This window comes from Lysobacter sp. TY2-98 (assembly GCF_003367355.1).
Taxonomy (GTDB): Bacteria; Pseudomonadota; Gammaproteobacteria; order Xanthomonadales; family Xanthomonadaceae; genus Cognatilysobacter.
Window position 1 is genome coordinate 2898053 of record NZ_CP031413.1, and the last position, 15931, is coordinate 2913983.

General features: G+C 69.0%; 12 protein-coding genes and 1 pseudogene. 6 read left to right on the forward strand and 7 right to left on the reverse strand.

All coding sequences use genetic code 11. The features are described from left to right. Positions 1–54: 54 nt before the first annotated feature. The 4 genes and pseudogenes from DWG18_RS14030 to DWG18_RS14045 form a co-directional block, all read right to left on the reverse strand. On the reverse strand, positions 55–375 hold the full coding sequence (locus DWG18_RS14030) for a hypothetical protein (protein ID WP_115647762.1): 321 nt from the start codon (positions 373–375) through the stop codon (positions 55–57). Positions 376–437: 62 nt separating this feature from the next. Next, positions 438–1448 carry a ribonuclease H-like domain-containing protein gene (locus DWG18_RS14035; protein WP_115647763.1) on the reverse strand — a complete coding sequence of 337 codons (1011 nt, stop codon included), beginning with the start codon at positions 1446–1448 and terminating at the stop codon, positions 438–440. A gap of 59 nt (positions 1449–1507) precedes the next feature. After that, positions 1508–3886, reverse strand: a pseudogene (locus DWG18_RS14040) (DEAD/DEAH box helicase); the annotation flags it as partial. A gap of 169 nt (positions 3887–4055) precedes the next feature. After that, the gene (locus DWG18_RS14045; protein WP_115647765.1) at positions 4056–4547 is read right to left on the reverse strand and encodes a hypothetical protein; all 492 of its coding nucleotides are present in this window, start codon (positions 4545–4547) and stop codon (positions 4056–4058) included. Between the two features lie 227 nt (positions 4548–4774). Between DWG18_RS14045 and DWG18_RS14050 the strand changes: the two genes are divergently transcribed. Beyond that, positions 4775–5542, forward strand: a complete 768-nt coding sequence (locus tag DWG18_RS14050; protein WP_115647766.1) for a L,D-transpeptidase family protein — start codon at positions 4775–4777, stop codon at positions 5540–5542. 4 nt (positions 5543–5546) lie between these two features. On the opposite strand, the gene DWG18_RS14055 is transcribed toward DWG18_RS14050, so the two are convergent. Both DWG18_RS14055 and DWG18_RS14060 read right to left on the reverse strand, forming a co-directional pair. Then, on the reverse strand, positions 5547–7448 hold the full coding sequence (locus DWG18_RS14055) for a beta-propeller domain-containing protein (RefSeq protein WP_115647767.1): 1902 nt from the start codon (positions 7446–7448) through the stop codon (positions 5547–5549). Between the two features lie 130 nt (positions 7449–7578). Beyond that, the gene (locus DWG18_RS14060) at positions 7579–11262 is read right to left on the reverse strand and encodes an indolepyruvate ferredoxin oxidoreductase family protein (RefSeq protein ID WP_115647768.1); all 3684 of its coding nucleotides are present in this window, start codon (positions 11260–11262) and stop codon (positions 7579–7581) included. Positions 11263–11480: 218 nt separating this feature from the next. On the opposite strand from DWG18_RS14060, the gene DWG18_RS14065 reads away from it, so the two are divergent. The 5 genes from DWG18_RS14065 (at position 11481) to DWG18_RS14085 (ending at position 15365) form a co-directional block, all read left to right on the forward strand. Next, complete coding sequence (locus DWG18_RS14065; RefSeq protein ID WP_115647769.1) at positions 11481–12128, forward strand: tetratricopeptide repeat protein; 648 nt, start codon at positions 11481–11483, stop codon at positions 12126–12128. 129 nt (positions 12129–12257) lie between these two features. Beyond that, positions 12258–12632, forward strand: a complete 375-nt coding sequence (locus tag DWG18_RS14070) for a hypothetical protein (RefSeq protein ID WP_162823868.1) — start codon at positions 12258–12260, stop codon at positions 12630–12632. Continuing rightward, entirely contained in the window at positions 12629–13426 is a 798-nt protein-coding gene (locus DWG18_RS14075; protein WP_205289365.1) for a hypothetical protein, read from the forward strand. Before DWG18_RS14070 ends, DWG18_RS14075 begins: the two co-directional genes overlap by 4 nt. Before the next feature lie 176 nt (positions 13427–13602). Further along, positions 13603–14529: a diacylglycerol kinase family protein gene (locus tag DWG18_RS14080; protein ID WP_115647771.1), complete on the forward strand. Its 927-nt coding sequence runs from the start codon at positions 13603–13605 to the stop codon at positions 14527–14529. Then, positions 14529–15365 carry a metallophosphoesterase family protein gene (locus DWG18_RS14085; protein WP_115647772.1) on the forward strand — a complete coding sequence of 279 codons (837 nt, stop codon included), beginning with the start codon at positions 14529–14531 and terminating at the stop codon, positions 15363–15365. Before DWG18_RS14080 ends, DWG18_RS14085 begins: the two co-directional genes overlap by 1 nt. A 45-nt stretch (positions 15366–15410) precedes the next feature. Here DWG18_RS14085 and DWG18_RS14090 read toward each other — a convergent pair whose 3' ends face one another. Further along, positions 15411–15614 carry a hypothetical protein gene (locus DWG18_RS14090; protein ID WP_115647773.1) on the reverse strand — a complete coding sequence of 68 codons (204 nt, stop codon included), beginning with the start codon at positions 15612–15614 and terminating at the stop codon, positions 15411–15413. Positions 15615–15931: the final 317 nt, after the last annotated feature.

The window sequence follows — 15931 nt, forward strand, 5'->3', positions numbered from 1 at the left end:
CGGTCCAGACTGCCGGCTTCCGGCAGAACGCCGCGTCAACGCGCCCGCGGACGTTCAGCCGCACTGCGTGCGCGTGATCAGTGCACCGTTATCGACGTAGAGATTGAGGCGATCGGCGCGCGGGCCGTCGTCGGGTTCCCGGTCGGGCATTACCAGCCGCGTGCTGCGGCTGCCGCTGGCCACGCGCGCTTCGTCGACGATGGCGGCACTCGCGGCGCGGCCGATCCATGCATCGGCATTGCCCGGGCGACACACGTGGGCGACGCCCGCATCCGCCGGCTGCATCACGCTGCAGGCAGCGACCGAACCCAGCAGGACCGCGACCGGCACGCTCAGGCGGACCCACTCCGCGCGCGGCGAAAGATTGAACGGCATGTCGGCGTCTCCCGACTTCAAAGCGACGCGGTCAGGCTCCGTTGTGCGACGTTGCGTGCACGTCAAGACGGTGTATCGAATTCCGTTGTGTCGTCGCAGAGGCGCAGCAGCAGTTGCGCGAGCGTCGCCACGTCCTGGCGGTTGTGCTCGGCGACGCGGCGCAGGTTGCTCGACGCGCCGCCGCGGAGGTAGGTGAGCCATGCGGCGGGTGCCTGCGAACCCGGCAGATCGTCCTCGCGCAGGATGCGCAGCGCTTCGCGTTCGATGGTCGCGAGCCGGCAGTTTTCCCAGCGCCCGCGCCAACGGCGGCGCGACGGATGCAGCAGATCGAGATGATCGAGACCGTGCAGCGGGTCCTTCTGTCGCGCCAGCCGATAACGCGTGCGCAGCAGCGGCGCGTCGTAACTGCGCCCGTTGTAGCTGGCGAGCACCGTCGTCGGCGTCAGCCATGACGCGAACGTGCGCAGCATCGCCGCCTCCGCGGCCATGTTCGCGATCAGCAGCTGACGCACGCGCAAGGCGCCGTCGAACCAGTCGGCCGCGCCGATCATGAAGGCGCGCGTGCCGGTGCCGCCGGCGAGGCCGGTGGTTTCGGTGTCGAAGAACAGCAGGTGGTCCGCATCGACGTGGCCATCGCGGCGCGCGAACGCGAGCGGCAACGGCGCTTCGGGCTTCGCGTGCGTGACCTGCGATTCGATCAGCCACAGACCGGCGTCGATCTCGATGCCGGGCAGCGTGCGGTCGACATTGCGTGCGCGTGGACGCAGCAGTGGCGCGCGTTCGCGCAGGCCGAGCAGGCGGCGCAGTGCGTCGACCTCGGCGGCCTTCGGCGACAGGCGCGGTGCGTTGTCGACCTCGAGCGATGGCGCTGCATGTGGCGCGGGGTCGTTCGCGGCGATGCGCGATGTCGCGTCCTGATGCAGCACCGCATCCCAGGGTGCGACCGGCGCCGTGGCCGTCGCGGGCAGCGGCTCGCGCAGCGAGGACGGGACCGACGATGCAGGCGAGGCGGGTGTGTCCGTCGCCCCCGCCTGGCGTTTCAGTGCACGCAGCTTGTCCAGGGTCAGCGTCATGCGTCGCGCTACAGCGCGCGTGGCGCATCGGCGGGCGCGGTCGCAGCCGATGTCTGCGCGAGCAGGGTCAGCACGCGACGCGCCAACGCTTTCGGTGAGGTCGACGCATCGCGTTCCTCATCGGCCGCCAGCACCGGGCCGACGCAGGCGGGGCAGCCCGCCCGGCAGTCGCAGCGTTCGACCAGTTCGGACGCGCGCTCGACCAGTTCGCGCTGTCGCGTCCAGAGCGGCTCGCTCAGCCCCACGCCGCCGGGAAAGTTGTCGTAGAGGTAGATCGTCGGCACGAACTGCTGCAGCTCGAACGGCGCGAGTTCATTGCCTTCCGCGCCGCGCACCTGGCCGCGACCGTTCGTATCGGCGGTCGCGAACCACGCGCCGTCGCCGTTGCCGACCGCCTTCTGCAGGTCGCGTGCATCCGCCATCACCGCCAGCGTCGCGACCACATGCAGGGCGTAACCGGCGCCGAGGAAACCGTCGAGCGCGTCCTGCCGCGACGCGAACCAGGCGAGAAGCTGCGGTTGCGGCAGCTGCCACCACGCCGCGGTGGTGTGAAGTTCCTGGTCGGGCAGGTTCACCGGCCCGTAGCCGATGTTCTCGTGCGTGTAGTAGCGGATCTTCTTGTAGCCGGCGACGCGCCGCACCACATGCACCTCGCCGTGGTGCGCGCTGCCGTCGCCCGCCGTCGTGCGGTCGAACTCGGCAAGCACCTTGAGCTTGGTGTAGTCGATCGAGTCGGTGTAGTAGTCGACGAACGTGCGGGTGACGTAGGCCTTGCGGCCTTCCCAGTCCAAGCGCTCCACCTGGTACGGCGTCGACTGCACCATGTGGATCGCGCCTTCGTACAGCGTGAGCGCGGCGGCCGAGTAGTCGACCTCCGCGATGATCTGCTGGCGCCCATCGGTGCGGTCGACCACGACGAAGTTGCCGTCGGCGACGCTGCGCAGCGACACCGCGTTGGCCGGATAGCTGTCCGCGATCCACTCCCAGCGGTCACCCTCGCGATGCACGACGTCGGTTTCGGCGAGCGCCTCGAGATACAGCTCCGGTTCGATCGGGCCGAAGCGTTCGTCGGCCACGAACGGCAGCTCGAAGGCGGCGCAGCGGATGTGGTCGAACAGGATCAGCGGCTGGTCCGGCGCGATCCGCGCGTGCTCGGGCGTCGCGTCGATGAAGAATTCGGGATGGCGCACGACGTACTGGTCGAGCGGCTGCGAGTTCGCGACCAGCACGCCGAGCGACTGCTGCTGACGCCGGCCCGCGCGGCCGAAGCGCTGCCATGTGCCGGCGACGCTGCCCGGATAGCCGTTGAGAATCACGACATCGAGCGAGCCGATGTCGACGCCGAGTTCCAGCGCCGACGTGCTGACGATGCCGTCGACGTTGCCGGCGCGCATCGACCGCTCGACCTCGCGACGCTCCGTCGGCAGGTAGCCGCCGCGGTAGGCGCGGATGCGTGGCGGCTTGCGCGGGTCGTGGTCGAACACGTCTTTCAGGTATTTGGTCAGCACCTCGACCATCAGCCGCGTCTGCGCAAACACCAAGGTCTTCAGGCCGGACTTGATCGCGATGCGCGCGATGCGGTTGCTCTGCGAGCGCGCCGATGCGCGCAGGCCGAGGTCCGGGTTCACCACCGGCGGATTCCACAGCAGCACGTGCTTGTCGCCGGTCGGCGCGCCGGATTCGGTGATGGCGGTGACGCCAGTCTCGATCAGCGCCTCGGCGTGCTGTTTCGGATTGCCGATCGTCGCGCTGCACAGGATGAACTTCGGGTTCGAGCCGTAGAACGCGCAGATGCGCTTGAGCCGGCGCAGGACATTCGTGACGTGCGAGCCGAACACGCCGCGATAGGTGTGCACCTCGTCGATGACGACGTATTCGAGGTTCTCGAAGAACTGCGCCCACTTGGTGTGGTGCGGCAGGATGCCCTGGTGGAGCATGTCGGGATTGCTGACGACGATGTCGCCGTGCAGGCGGATCGCCTGGCGCGCATCGCCGGGGGTGTCGCCGTCGAAGGTGAACGCCTTGAGGCCGAGGTCGCCGGCGCGGGAAAGATCCAGCAACTCGGCGACCTGGTCCTGCGCGAGCGCCTTGGTCGGGAAGAGGTAGAGCGCCTTCGCGCCGCGCTGCATGGCCGCGGTGACGACGGGCAACGTGTAGCAGAGCGATTTACCCGAGGCGGTCGGCGTCACCACGACGACGTGCTCGCCGCGTCGCGTCGCGTCCCACGCCTCGGCCTGGTGCGAATACAGGCGATCGATGCCGCGCGACTTCAGCGCGCCGACCAGTGCCGCGGGCAGGTCGAACGGCAAGTCGACGTAACGTCCTTCGCGCCCCGGCACGGTGAAGTGCCCGGCGATGCGGTCGCCATAGCGCTGCGCGAGCGCCTGCGTCAGCCCGGCGCCGTCGCCCTTGCGCAGCGCGCGCGGGCGACGCGTCAGTGCCTGGGCGGGCGCGTCGTCCTCGAGGTCGATGCGCCCGTTACCGTCCTGCCGCGCCAGTTCGCGCCCCGTCGTCGCCATCGTTCGCCCCGTACTCGTGAGGGCGGTAGTGGGCCGCAGTGGCGTCGCAGCTTCTGAGACTTGCCTGCGGCTGAGACGGCGCGCGCGCTCACGCGGGAATCGGTACAGCCCCGCGCGACCACGCGCGCAGGCTGCGCGCGGTCGGAATGCCGATGCCGCGCGTCTTGCCATGCGTGTACAGCGTCACATGGGCGGGCGGCACGGCGAGCTGGCGCCCGACCAGGTCGCCGAGCCAGCGGTAGTACCAGTCGAGTGCGGGCAGGTGGACCAGTTCGATGACGCTGGCGACCGTGCCGCGCTCGCCGTCGCCGCCGGTGTCGGCGCGTTCGATCAGGCGATGCTGGCCGGTGCGTTCGCAGGACCAGTCGAGTGCTTCGAACGCGGGACGCGTGGCGACATCGAGGCGTTCGCCGAACGCGCGTCGCAGCTCCGCGCCCAATGCGCGGCCCACGAGCGTGACGTGCAGCTCCTTCTTCGCGTCGAAGTGGCGGCCGTCGAAGTCGAAGCCCTTCGTAGGCGGCGCATCGGCGAGCGGGAGCAGCAGGGTGTTGTCGTTCGACCAGCCGGGCCACGTCGTCATCGCGATGCTCCGTCGAGGGGTGGATGCAGTGGAGCATGCACGCGTGTCGAACGTGTGTCTCGAACCACGTCGACAGCGGATACGACGAACACGTTCAGCCGACGTGCGGCGAGCTGCACGTCGCATCAAGAAAAGCTTCAAAAAACGTCCCGATTTCGACGCGGTATTAAGCGAGCAGCGGGGATCATCAAAACGACGCTGATCGAGCGCTCGATAGCGTGGCTTCCATGAAAACGCCCGCCGAAATCCTCTGCCGCCGCGCTTCGCGCACCCTGCTTTCGATCGCCATCGCGTTCGGCGCATTGCCGGCGCTCGCCGCGAACGTCACTGCGCCGTCACCGGCCGCGACCGTGGACGCGGCGATCCCCTCGAGCGACGAGGTCGCGCTGCGACCGGGTACGTTCGAGTGGTCGCCGGACGCGGCGACCGCGACGGGTCCGGTGACGATCGTGGTGTCGCTGCCGGCGCAGATGGTGCACGTGTATCGCGGCGATGTTCGGATCGCGCGTTCGACGATCAGCAGCGGTCGCGAAGGCCACGAAACGCCACCGGGGATGTACGAGATCCTCGAGAAGGATCGGATGCATCACTCGAACAAGTACGACAATGCGCCGATGCCCTTCATGCAGCGCCTGACCTGGGACGGCGTCGCACTGCACGCGGGCCACATTCCCGGCTATCCCGCCTCGCACGGCTGCGTGCGCCTGCCGCTCGCGTTCGCGCAGCAGCTGTTCTCGATCACCGAGAAGGGCGGGCGCGTGATCGTTGCCGACGAAACCAATGCGAGCGAGGCGGTGCTGTATCCGGGCGTGCGCGTGCCGGTCGATCCGTGGACCGGGCTCGAGCGTGGCGCGTCGGGCGCACCGGTGATGGTGGAAACGGCGGACGCCACGATGACGCCGGCGCCGACCGTGGCGGGAACGTCCATTGATACGGCGCCGCCCAGCGCACCCGCGGTGACGGTCGAGACCGCACCGACGCTCGCGGGTTACTGAGGCCTTATTGCGCGACGGTCGGCGTGGCCGTCGCGACCGTCACGCGCGGTGCGAAGTCGACGCGGCGGCGTTCGCGGATCGCCGCGTCATCGACATGGCCTTCGACCAGTTCGTAGCCGAGCAGCGCGAATACGCGATCGCCGAGGAAGATCGGTCGCGCATTGCCGTACCAGTCGACGCAGCTGGCGCGGCAGGCGTCATCAAGGCTGCCGGTGTGCGAGTCCAGCGTGCCCAGGGGCGACAGCGACAGCGCTCGGTTGCGCAGATACAGCACCGACGCACTGGCACGCGCGCCAGTGCGCACGATCGGCAGGCCGAGCACACCGCTGTCGGCATCCTGCGGGCGATAGAAGAAGCCATGCGTGCGGTCGTCGCCCTGTTCGGCGTCGTGCCGGCGGTAACCGCCTTCGAGCGCCGCCGTGTCGCCGCGCAGGCGCAGGCCCGTGAACACTAGGTCGCCGTCGTCGCTGCCGACGAGAATGCCGTCGCCGCCGAGCGCGTCGATGCGTTCGAGGCGATGCACCAGCTTCATCGTCTGCACCGGTGACGTCGCGGCGTACCGCAGCACGTGCACCTCCTGCTGGCGATTGCCCCACACCCCGTCGCCGTAGATGAGCCAGTCGCCGATGAAGCGCTGGTGCGGGGTGTAGGCGGACGTGCCGGGCAGCAGGCGGAAGTCGGTGCGCGAGGCCTTGGCATCGAGGCCACCGAACGCCGTCAGCGGCACGCGCATCAGCGCGAGGTCCCGGCCGCCGTATTCGCTGCGCCACATGCGGTCGCCGTCGGCGTCGCGGGCGACCAGCACGTTGAGCCAGCCGTCCTTCTGCAGGAAGGCCATCTGGTCGGTCGGGCTGCCCCAGGCGCGCAGCATCGACGGCGCGCCACCGTCGAGCGGCATACGCAGCACGCTTGCCGACGGCGTGCCGCGTTCGTTGCGCTCCCCGGTAGTCCAGACGTAGACGGCATCTTCCGATACGTAGAACGTGCCGCCCGAGCCGCCGAGCACCGCGGTCGCTTCGCAGTCGAGTTCGGCCTTGCCGAGATCGCAGACCGACACCGTGTGCAACGCGATGTCGTCACCCAGTTCGTCCAGCCCACGGTAGATGCGCGTGGCCGGCAGCATGCGGTGGAAGCTGTCGGGCGTGGCGTTGCGCATCCAGCGGCGATAGGCCGGCATCGCGGCGCGCCAGTCGGTCCACGGACTCAGATCGCTCGGCGAATAGAACACGAGCTTGCGACCGACGAGGCGGCTCGCATAGTTGCGTGACGAGTAGTAGTCGCTGCTGCGCAGCTGGTAGGTGGCGCGATAACGCAGCGTGCCGTCGCGCGCGAGATCGAACAGGCCGACCTCCGTGCCGCCGCGCGCATAGCTGTAGCCGATCACCGCGACGGTGTCGGTGCTGACGAGCAACTCGTCGTACCAGGTGCCGGACGGGTCGACGTCCGGGCCGAATGCGTCCGCGCTGGCGACGGGCTCGAGCTGGTCGCCGCCGACGCGCACGGTGAAGAGGCGGCCGCGTCGCAGTACGACGAGCACGTCGCCCGCGCGCTTGACGATGTCGCCTTCGTCGACGCCCTGCACCTGGTTGTTGGTGATGGATTCGTTGGCGGCGACGCCCGTCGCCGCCGCGTCAGCCGCCTGCGCGGGCGTGGCGGAAGGCGCTTCCATCGGCGCCGGCGGCGGTGCCGGGGGCGGCACGGCGAATGCGGGCATTGGCTCGTCGCGTCGACGTCGCTCGGCCTCGCGCAGCGCGCGCGCATGCCAGCCGTCCAGCGCCTTCGCGAACTGCGCTTCGCTGCGATACGGCGTGAGCGTGGTGGGTCGACCTTCGGCAGGCGCGGCGCACGCGGTCATGGCGAAGGCAAGGGTGGCGACGAACACGGTGCGGAACGGGTGCTGCGACATGGCGGAGTCCCGGAAGGCGGTGTGCGAGGGTGAACGCGCGAGTCCGCCCGGCGGGGTTGGTCGCGCCGGCGGAGCATGCGCCAAAAAAAAGCCCCGCCGGAGCGGGGCTTCACATCGTCAGACGAGCGGATCAGGCGACGCGGACGAGCCGCAGCGGGTTGTCCCATTCGCGCAGCAGCTCGGCCTCGCGTGCCTTGGCCTTCTCGAGGTGCGCTTCTTTGACGTGCCCGTAGCCGCGGATGTGTTCCGGGATCGACGCGATCTGCGCGGCGAGGTCGACGTTGCCGGCATCGAGCTTGCCCAGCAGGCCTTCGAGGGTGCGCATGTAGTCGGCGATGAGCTGGCGCTCCATGCGACGCTCGTGGGTCTTTCCGAACACGTCGAACGCGGTGCCGCGCAGGCCGCGCAGCTTCGCGAGCAGCTTGAATGCGGTGAACACCCACGGGCCGTAGGCCTTCTTGACGCCGCGACCCTGCGCGTCCTTCTTCGATAGCATCGGCGGCGCGAGGTGGAAGCGCAGCTTGTAGTCGCCTTCGAACTGCTCGCGCACGCGACGCTCGAACTCGCCGCTGGTGTACAAGCGCGCGACTTCGTATTCGTCCTTGTAGGCCATCAGCTTGAACGCATAGCGCGCGACGGCTTCGGCGAGATCCGTGCTGCCCGGCGCCTTCGCTTCTTCCGCGCTGCGCACCTTCGCGACGAAGTCGGCATAGCGCTTCGCGTACGCCGCATTCTGGTACTCGGTGAGGAACTTCACGCGGCGCGCGATCACCTCGTCCAGCGAACGCGACAGACGCGCGTCGTCGAGCGGCATCGCGATCACGTTGTCGTCGGCGTGCGAGGGCACGTGGCGCAGGTCGTCGTGGTCGGGCATCACGCGCGGGATGCTCGGGCCGCCGGCCTCGTGGCCTTCCCACTGCGCGGGCGGCAGCATCGGCAGCGCGTGCGGCGTGGCCTCGGCGGCGGTGCGGCGGTTCGTCTTGAGGCCGGCCGCCTCCGCGACGGCCTGCGGATCGATCGCGGCTAGGCGGCCCCACGTGAACGCGGTCTTGTTCATCTCGATGGCGGCGCCGTTGAGCTCGACCGCGCGCATCAGCGCGTCGAACGACACCGGCACCAGGCCCTGCTGCCAGGCATAGCCGAGCATGAAGAGGTTGGTCGCGATGGCATCGCCCAGTAGCGCAGTGGCGAGCTGCGTCGCATCGACCACGTGCGGTTCGCCGCCGTCGAGCGCGCGACGCACGGCGTCGACGATGTCGGCGGCCGGGAAGTCCATGTCGGGACGCGTGGTGAACGTGCCGGGCATCGCCTCGTAGCTGTTGAGCACGACCTGCGTGCGGCCCGAGCGCACCTTCGACAGCGCCCAGTAGTCGTTGACGACGACCATGTCGCAGCCGAGTACGAGGTCGGCTTCACCCGCCGCGATGCGCACGGCATGGATGTCGGCGGGCGTGTTCGCGATGCGGATGTGCGTGGTGACCGCGCCGCCCTTCTGCGCGAGGCCGGTCTGGTCGAGCACCGACGCACCCTTGCCTTCGAGGTGCCCCGCCATGCCGAGCAGCGCGCCGATCGTGACGACGCCGGTGCCGCCCACGCCGGTGATGAGGATGTTCCACGGCTTGTCGAGCGCCGGCAGCTGCGGCATCGGCAGATCGTTGAGACGATCCTTCGCGCTCGACCCCTTCTTCTTGCGCAGCGTGCCGCCTTCGACGGTGACGAAGCTCGGGCAGAAGCCTTCGACGCAGCTGAAGTCCTTGTTGCAGTTGCTCTGGTCGATCTCGCGCTTGCGACCGAACTCGGTTTCCTTCGGCAGCACGGAGACGCAGAACGACTTCTTGCCGCAGTCGCCGCAGCCTTCGCAGACCAGCGAGTTCACGACGACGCGCTTCTGCGGGTCGACCATCTTCCCGCGCTTGCGGCGACGGCGCTTTTCGGTCGCGCAGGTCTGGTCGTAGATCAGCACCGTTACGCCCTTGATCTCGCGCAGGCGCTTCTGGACGTTGTCGAGTTCGCGGCGGTCGAGGAATTCGACGCCGGCGGGGAAGATGGAGTGATCGCTCCACTTCTCGATGTCGTCGGACAGCAGCACGATCGTCTGCACGCCTTCGGACCGCACCTGGTGCGCGATCTGCGGCACCGACAGCGTGCCGTCGACCGGCTGGCCGCCCGTCATCGCGACCGCGTCGTTGTAGAGGATCTTGTAGGTGATGTTGACGCCGGCGGCGATCGACTGGCGGATCGCCAGCGAACCGCTGTGGAAATACGTGCCGTCGCCGAGGTTCTGGAACACGTGCGGCGTTTCGGTGAACGCGGCCTGGCCCGCCCACGTCACGCCTTCGCCGCCCATGTGCGTGAACGTGTCGGTGTTCCGATCCATCCACGTGACCATGTAATGGCAGCCGATGCCCGCCATCGCGCGGCTGCCTTCCGGCACCACCGTCGACGTATTGTGCGGACAGCCCGAGCAGTAGTGCGGCACGCGCGGGAACGCGGCGCGCGGCAGTGCGAGTTCGGACTCCTTCTGTTCCATCCACGCGAGCACGTCGCGGATGTGCGAGGAGTCGTGGAAGCGCTGGATCCGCTGCGCGATCACGCGCGCGATGCGCGCGGGCGTCAGTTCCGACGTCGACGGCAGGATCCATTCGCCGCTTTCGTCGTACTTGCCGACGACCGACGGGCGCTCCGGCCAGTTGTACATCTGCTCCTTCATCTGGCTCTCGATGAAGGACAGCTTTTCCTCGACGACGAGGATGTCGCTCAATCCACGCGCGAACGCACGCAGACCGACGGGCTCGAGCGGCCACGTCATGCCGACCTTGTAGACGCGGATGCCGAGATCGCGGCAGGCGCGCTCGTCGAGGCCGAGGTATTCGAGTGCCTGCAGCACGTCGAGATACGACTTGCCGGTGGTGATGATGCCCAGGCGCGCATCGGGCGAATCGATGACGACGCGATCGATCTTGTTCGCGCGCGAGAACGCCTGCGCCGCCTTCACCGCGTACTGGTGCAGGCGCATTTCCTGGTTCAGCGGCGGGTCCGGCCAGCGGATGTTGAGCCCGCCGTCAGGCATCTCGAAATCGGTCGGAATGACGATGTCGAGCGCCAGCGGATTGGCGTCGACCGAGGCGGACGACTCCACCGTCTCCGCGATCGTCTTGAAGCCGACCCAGCGGCCCGTGTAGCGGCTCATCGCCCAGCCCACGAGGCCCATGTCGAGGATGTCCTGCACGCCGGCCGGGTTCAGCACCGGCATCAGCGCACTGACGAATTCGTGCTCGGACCCGTGCGGCAGGGTCGAAGAGCGACACGCATGGTCATCTGCTGCCAGCGCGAGCACGCCGCCGTGCTTCGCGGTGCCGGCGGCGTTGGCGTGCTTGAACACGTCGCCGCAGCGGTCGACGCCGGGGCCCTTGCCGTACCACATGCCGTAGACGCCATCGACCTTCGAGCCCGGGAACAGGCCCGTCTGCTGCGTGCCCCAGACCATCGTCGCGCCCAGGTCCTCGTTGAGGCCCGGGGTGAACTTCACGCCCGCGCCTTCGAGGTGCTTCTTCGCGCGCCAGAGCTCGAGGTCGAAGCCGCCGAGCGGCGAGCCGCGGTAGCCGGACACGAAGCCGCCGGTGTTCAGCCCGGCGGCCTGGTCGCGCAGGCGCTGCATCAGCGGCAGGCGCACGAGGGCCTGCACGCCCGACAGGTAGATGCGCCCGTCGACGCGGCTGTACTTGTGGTCGAGGGTGTAGTCGGGGTCGACGACGGAACGCGTCAGGCCCGTGTCGGCCGAGGCGGGCGACGAAAGTTCGGCGGTGCTGGTCATGCAGGCGGCTCCGGCGCAGCCGGATGGCCGCGGGGTGGCGTCGGGAAGGGAGGCCGGCGGAAGGATTCGACGCGCCGGCAGCGGGCGAATTCTACCAGTGGCACATGCCAGACCCCGTTCGTACGCGTACGGTCCAGGCCGTTTGGCACCAGAATTGCTTCCCGATGTCGGGCTGCCTCCGCGGCCACGTCTTCCGAACCCAGCCAGGTCCCCCGTCCATGATTCGCCGTTCCCTTCTGCCCGCTGCCCTGCTCGCCATCGCCCTTGGTGCCGCTTCGTCCGCCGCGTTCGCGCAGTCCGTCGAACTGCCGCGCCTGTCCGAGTTCTATTTCGACGCCGACGCGTCCACCGTCCGCCCGGTCCTCGAGCTCAAGGAGAAGACCCCGGCCGCCGTCGACCGTCTGACCCGCACGGTCGAGCGCAAGCCCGAGGCCGTGCTGGAAACCGCGCAGCTCGCGCACTACGCGATGCAGGGTGGCCAGACCGACGTCGGCAACAACCTCTATGCCCGTGCGCTCGCGCGCATCGACCTCACCAACGGCCTGTGGAAGCCGGTGAAGTGGAACTACGGCTGGGATCTGTTCCGCGCGGGCGCCGTCGAGGACGCGCTGGGCGAATGGGCCGAGATCGGCTCGCGCGGCGTCAACGCCAGCTGGATGCCGACCACCTACGCGCTCGCGCTCTGGAAGCTCGGCCGCAAGGACGACGCCATCCGCTGGTACGCCGCCGCCGTCCGGACGGAGCCGACCCAGTGGTCGACCACCGCGCAGTACGCGCAGCTATTGCCGCAGTGGAAGGACGACGAGCGCGCGACGCTCGCCGAAGTGCAGGCCGCGTGGGCCGCCAATCCGCCGAAGTGGCCGTAAGCGCACACCGCAACTGAGATACGGGATAGCCGCGGTGCAATGCCGCGGCGACGGCGGGCGAGCCCGTCGACACGCCTTGCACGGTCGCGCTTGCTAGATTGCGGCTCCCACGGCCGCTGCGGGCAGCGCTTGAACCGGATACGCATCGCTCTGCTGTTGCTGTTCGCCCTGCCCGCCGCGGCGCAGGAATCGCCATCGCGCGACGCCACCGCACCGTTGCCCGACATCGAGTTCGCTGCGGACGTCCACATGGACAGCATCCGCTTCGCCAGTGACCCGCAGGCGCAGGTGACGTTCGAAGGCGGTCCGAACCTGCAGCAGCGCCATGAGGTCGAACGCGAGGGCCTGCCCAAGCCGGTGCAGGGCGGCGCGACCTATCGCAACGTCACCGTGCGCACGACGATCAGCGCGACGCTGCTCGATCCGCTCGATCCGCTCGATCCGCTTGCCGCGTCATCCGACGCGATGCCTACATCGCCACCACCTCCCGAGGAGCATCCATGACCCGTCCATTCCCGCGCGCGTTCGCGTGCGCGCTGCTGTTCGCTGCCACGCCGCTCGCCTTCGCCCAGCAGTCGACCGCCTCCACGTCCGCCACGACGGCGACGCCGGTCGACCGCAGCGTCACGCCGGTAAGCCGCGTCGGCACGACGGGCACCACGGGTTATCGCGCCTCCTCGAGCAGCGACGAGCCGGATGTGCTGCTCGACATTCCCAACCTCTCCGTCGACGAGATCAAGCTCGACGTGCAGAACCTGCAGGCGCACATCGCGCTCAACGCGCAGCTCGCCAACCTGCTCAAGCTCAACGCCGGCGCCGACGTCGGCATCGAGCGCGTCAACGTGCAGATCAAGGGCGTCAAGGCGCAGGCGCTGCTGAAGGTGCGCCTGGACAATGTCGCCGCGATCATCGACCGCACGCTGACCACCATCGATCGCAATCCGCAGATCCTCACCAAGCTGCTCGACTCGGTCGACAAGACGGTCGGCACCGTCGGCGGCGTGGCGAACAATGCGATCCGTCCGGGCGGTGTGGTCGACCGCACCGTCGGCACGGTCGGCAATGTGGCGAACACGGCGGTGCAGCCGGGTGGTGTCGTCGATCGCACGGTGGGCACCGTGGGCAACGTTGCGTCCGACGCGCTCAAGCCGGGCAGCGTGCTGTCGTCGACGGTGAACTCGCTGGGCCAGACGGTGCAGCGCGTGGTCGATGCGTCCGGCAACATCGTCGAGCGTACGCTCGATGCGGGCGGCAAGGTATTGAGCTCACGCGTGGTGCAGTCGGCCGGTTCGCGCTGACCGACGGCGTCGATCGGTCTCGCGCATCGGCCTGACGATGCCGCACGCCAGGCATCCAGACGGGAAGCGTGGCGCCGTGACGCGCGGCGTCGCGACCGACCCCGGCTGAACCGCAGCGGCGCGCTCCGCCACCGCTGCACGCGTCCTGCACGACAGCGGCTGCAGCATCCGCCGCCATGATCGATGCTCACCCCAACGGCCCTGTCCCGCTGATCGTCAACATCGGCGCGCGTGCAGGCAAGGATCTCGACGCCGACGCGGTGCGCCGCGCGTTCGCCGCACACGGCGTCGCGGTCGACGTGCACCGCGTCGAGGGCGACGCGATCGCGAAGACGGTGCGCACCGCGCTCGACGGCGGCGCGCGCACCGTGATCGCCGCCGGTGGCGACGGCACGGTCAATGCGGTCGCGAGCGAGCTGCTGGAACGCGAGGATGCGGTGCTCGGCGTGCTGCCGGTCGGCACGCTCAATCATTTCGCACGCGACTTGGGCATGCCGGTCGAACTCGATGAGGCCGCCGCCGTCATCGCAGCGGGCCACGCGCGATCGGTGGACGTCGGTGAGGTCGACGACGCGCTGTTCCTCAACAACGCGAGCCTGGGTCTTTATCCGGCGATGGTGGTGCAGCGCGAGGCGCTGCAGCGCACGCATGGCCTGGGCAAGTGGCCAGCGCTCGCGCGCGCCGCGTGGTCGGTGCTGCGGCACCCGCGCTCGTTCTCGCTGGAACTGCAGGTGGACGGCCGCACCTTGCACTGCCGCACGCCGTTCGTTTTCGTCGGCAACAATCCCTACGTGCTCGAAGGGCCGCGCGCCGGGCAGCGCAACTGCCTGGACGCCGGACGTCTGTGCGTGCACGTGCTGCGCACGGCGTCGCCGCTCGCGCTGGTCGGGCTGGCGCTGCGGGCGTTGTTCGGTCGCCTCTCGGAAAGCGACGAACTCGACCAGATGTCGACCACCGAGCTCGTCGTGCAGGCGCATCACCCGCAGGTGCGTCTCGCGCGCGACGGCGAAGTCGCGATGGCCGCCGCGCCGGTGCACTTTCGCGTGCGCCCACGCGCTTTGCGGGTGATCGCACCGCCGGAGTCCGCCACGGGAGACCGCTGATGCGCACCGTCGTCCACATCTCCGACCTGCATTTCGGCCGCGTGGAGCCGACGCTGCTCGCGCCGTTGCGCCGCGCCATCGTCGATGCCAGACCCGATGTCGTCGTCGTGTCCGGCGATCTCACGCAGCGCGCGCGCAAGGCGCAGTTCGAAGAGGCGCGCGATTTCCTCGCCACGCTGCCGGGTCCGCAGATCGTGGTACCGGGCAATCACGACGTGCCGCTGTACGACGTTGCACGCCGCTTCCTGTCGCCGCTCACGCGCTTCCATCGCTACATCACCGACGTCGAAATGCCCGTCTTCATCGATGACGAGATCGTGGTGGTCGGCGTCAACACCGCGCGCTCGCTGACGTTCAAGGGCGGCCGCATCAACGTCGAGCAGGTGCGCGAGATCGAGCGGCATTTCCACGGCCTGCCCGAACATGTAACGCGCATCGTGGTCACGCACCACCCCTTCGACGTGCCCGAAGGCGGCGACGAAGACGATCTGCTCGGGCGCGCGCCGATGGCGATGGTGGAATTCGCCAAGGCCGAAGTCGATGTGTTCCTGTCCGGCCATCTGCATCGCAGCAACATCGGAACGACGGCCCACCGCTACCGCATCGAAGGCTTCGCCGCGCTCGTGATCCAGGCCGGCACGGCGACGTCGACGCGCGAACGCGACGAGGCGAACGCGTTCAACGTGCTGCGCATCGGTGCGGTGGACTCGCTGCAGGTGCAGACGTGGCGGTGGTCGGCGGAGCGTCAGGCCTTCGTGGTCGAAGCCGAACTCGACTACCGCTACGTGCACGGCACCGGCTGGCAGCCCGCGAACGACGCGACAGCGCCCGACTGACCCAGTGCGTCACCCGACCGGACGGAAACGCCCCGCACGCACGCCTCAACCGAAACGCGCGAACTCCACGTAGCCGTCGTCGTTCGCGACCATCGCGCACGTCGTGCGGCCGGACCGCACATGGAACTCGTGCGCGACGCTTTCGGCCGCGCGCTCGGCCCAGTCGCGGGTGTCGATCCATTCGGCGTGGCCGCAGGGACGACGCAGCAGCCAGCCGTCTTCAATCGGTTCGATGACGATGCGCTGCATGGCGGTTTCGACCGGTTTGGGGTGACGGCAGTGTCCGCCGCCGCCCGCAGCGAGGCAGTCGGCGCATCTGGTGCCCGTCCGTCGGATTTGTCTGATCGAGCGTGCGTCCATGGACATGGATGCCGTCCCTCGCGGGAAGGCCCGTTCCGGCCCGGCCGGCCCCCTCCGCGCCTTTAACCCCTTGGGCCGCCGGCCCGCGTTCGATGTCCGCGGCGTCACGGATTGCGGTGGCCCTGGACGATGAACCGCTCAGGGCCCCGCAGTAAGTCGCTGTACACGCTCGGATATTTCACGGAACATCGCGCCGCCCGCGGCTA

Coding starts and splice junctions, on each gene's coding strand:
- DWG18_RS14050 (WP_115647766.1), top strand. CDS start 4,775: ATGAAAACGCCCGCCGAAATCCTCTGCCGCCGCGCTTCGCGCACCCTG.
- DWG18_RS14065 (WP_115647769.1), top strand. CDS start 11,481: ATGATTCGCCGTTCCCTTCTGCCCGCTGCCCTGCTCGCCATCGCCCTT.
- DWG18_RS14030 (WP_115647762.1), bottom strand. CDS start 375: ATGCCGTTCAATCTTTCGCCGCGCGCGGAGTGGGTCCGCCTGAGCGTG.
- DWG18_RS14085 (WP_115647772.1), top strand. CDS start 14,529: ATGCGCACCGTCGTCCACATCTCCGACCTGCATTTCGGCCGCGTGGAG.
- DWG18_RS14035 (WP_115647763.1), bottom strand. CDS start 1,448: ATGACGCTGACCCTGGACAAGCTGCGTGCACTGAAACGCCAGGCGGGG.
- DWG18_RS14075 (WP_205289365.1), top strand. CDS start 12,629: ATGACCCGTCCATTCCCGCGCGCGTTCGCGTGCGCGCTGCTGTTCGCT.
- DWG18_RS14045 (WP_115647765.1), bottom strand. CDS start 4,547: ATGACGACGTGGCCCGGCTGGTCGAACGACAACACCCTGCTGCTCCCG.
- DWG18_RS14090 (WP_115647773.1), bottom strand. CDS start 15,614: ATGCAGCGCATCGTCATCGAACCGATTGAAGACGGCTGGCTGCTGCGT.
- DWG18_RS14055 (WP_115647767.1), bottom strand. CDS start 7,448: ATGTCGCAGCACCCGTTCCGCACCGTGTTCGTCGCCACCCTTGCCTTC.
- DWG18_RS14060 (WP_115647768.1), bottom strand. CDS start 11,262: ATGACCAGCACCGCCGAACTTTCGTCGCCCGCCTCGGCCGACACGGGC.
- DWG18_RS14080 (WP_115647771.1), top strand. CDS start 13,603: ATGATCGATGCTCACCCCAACGGCCCTGTCCCGCTGATCGTCAACATC.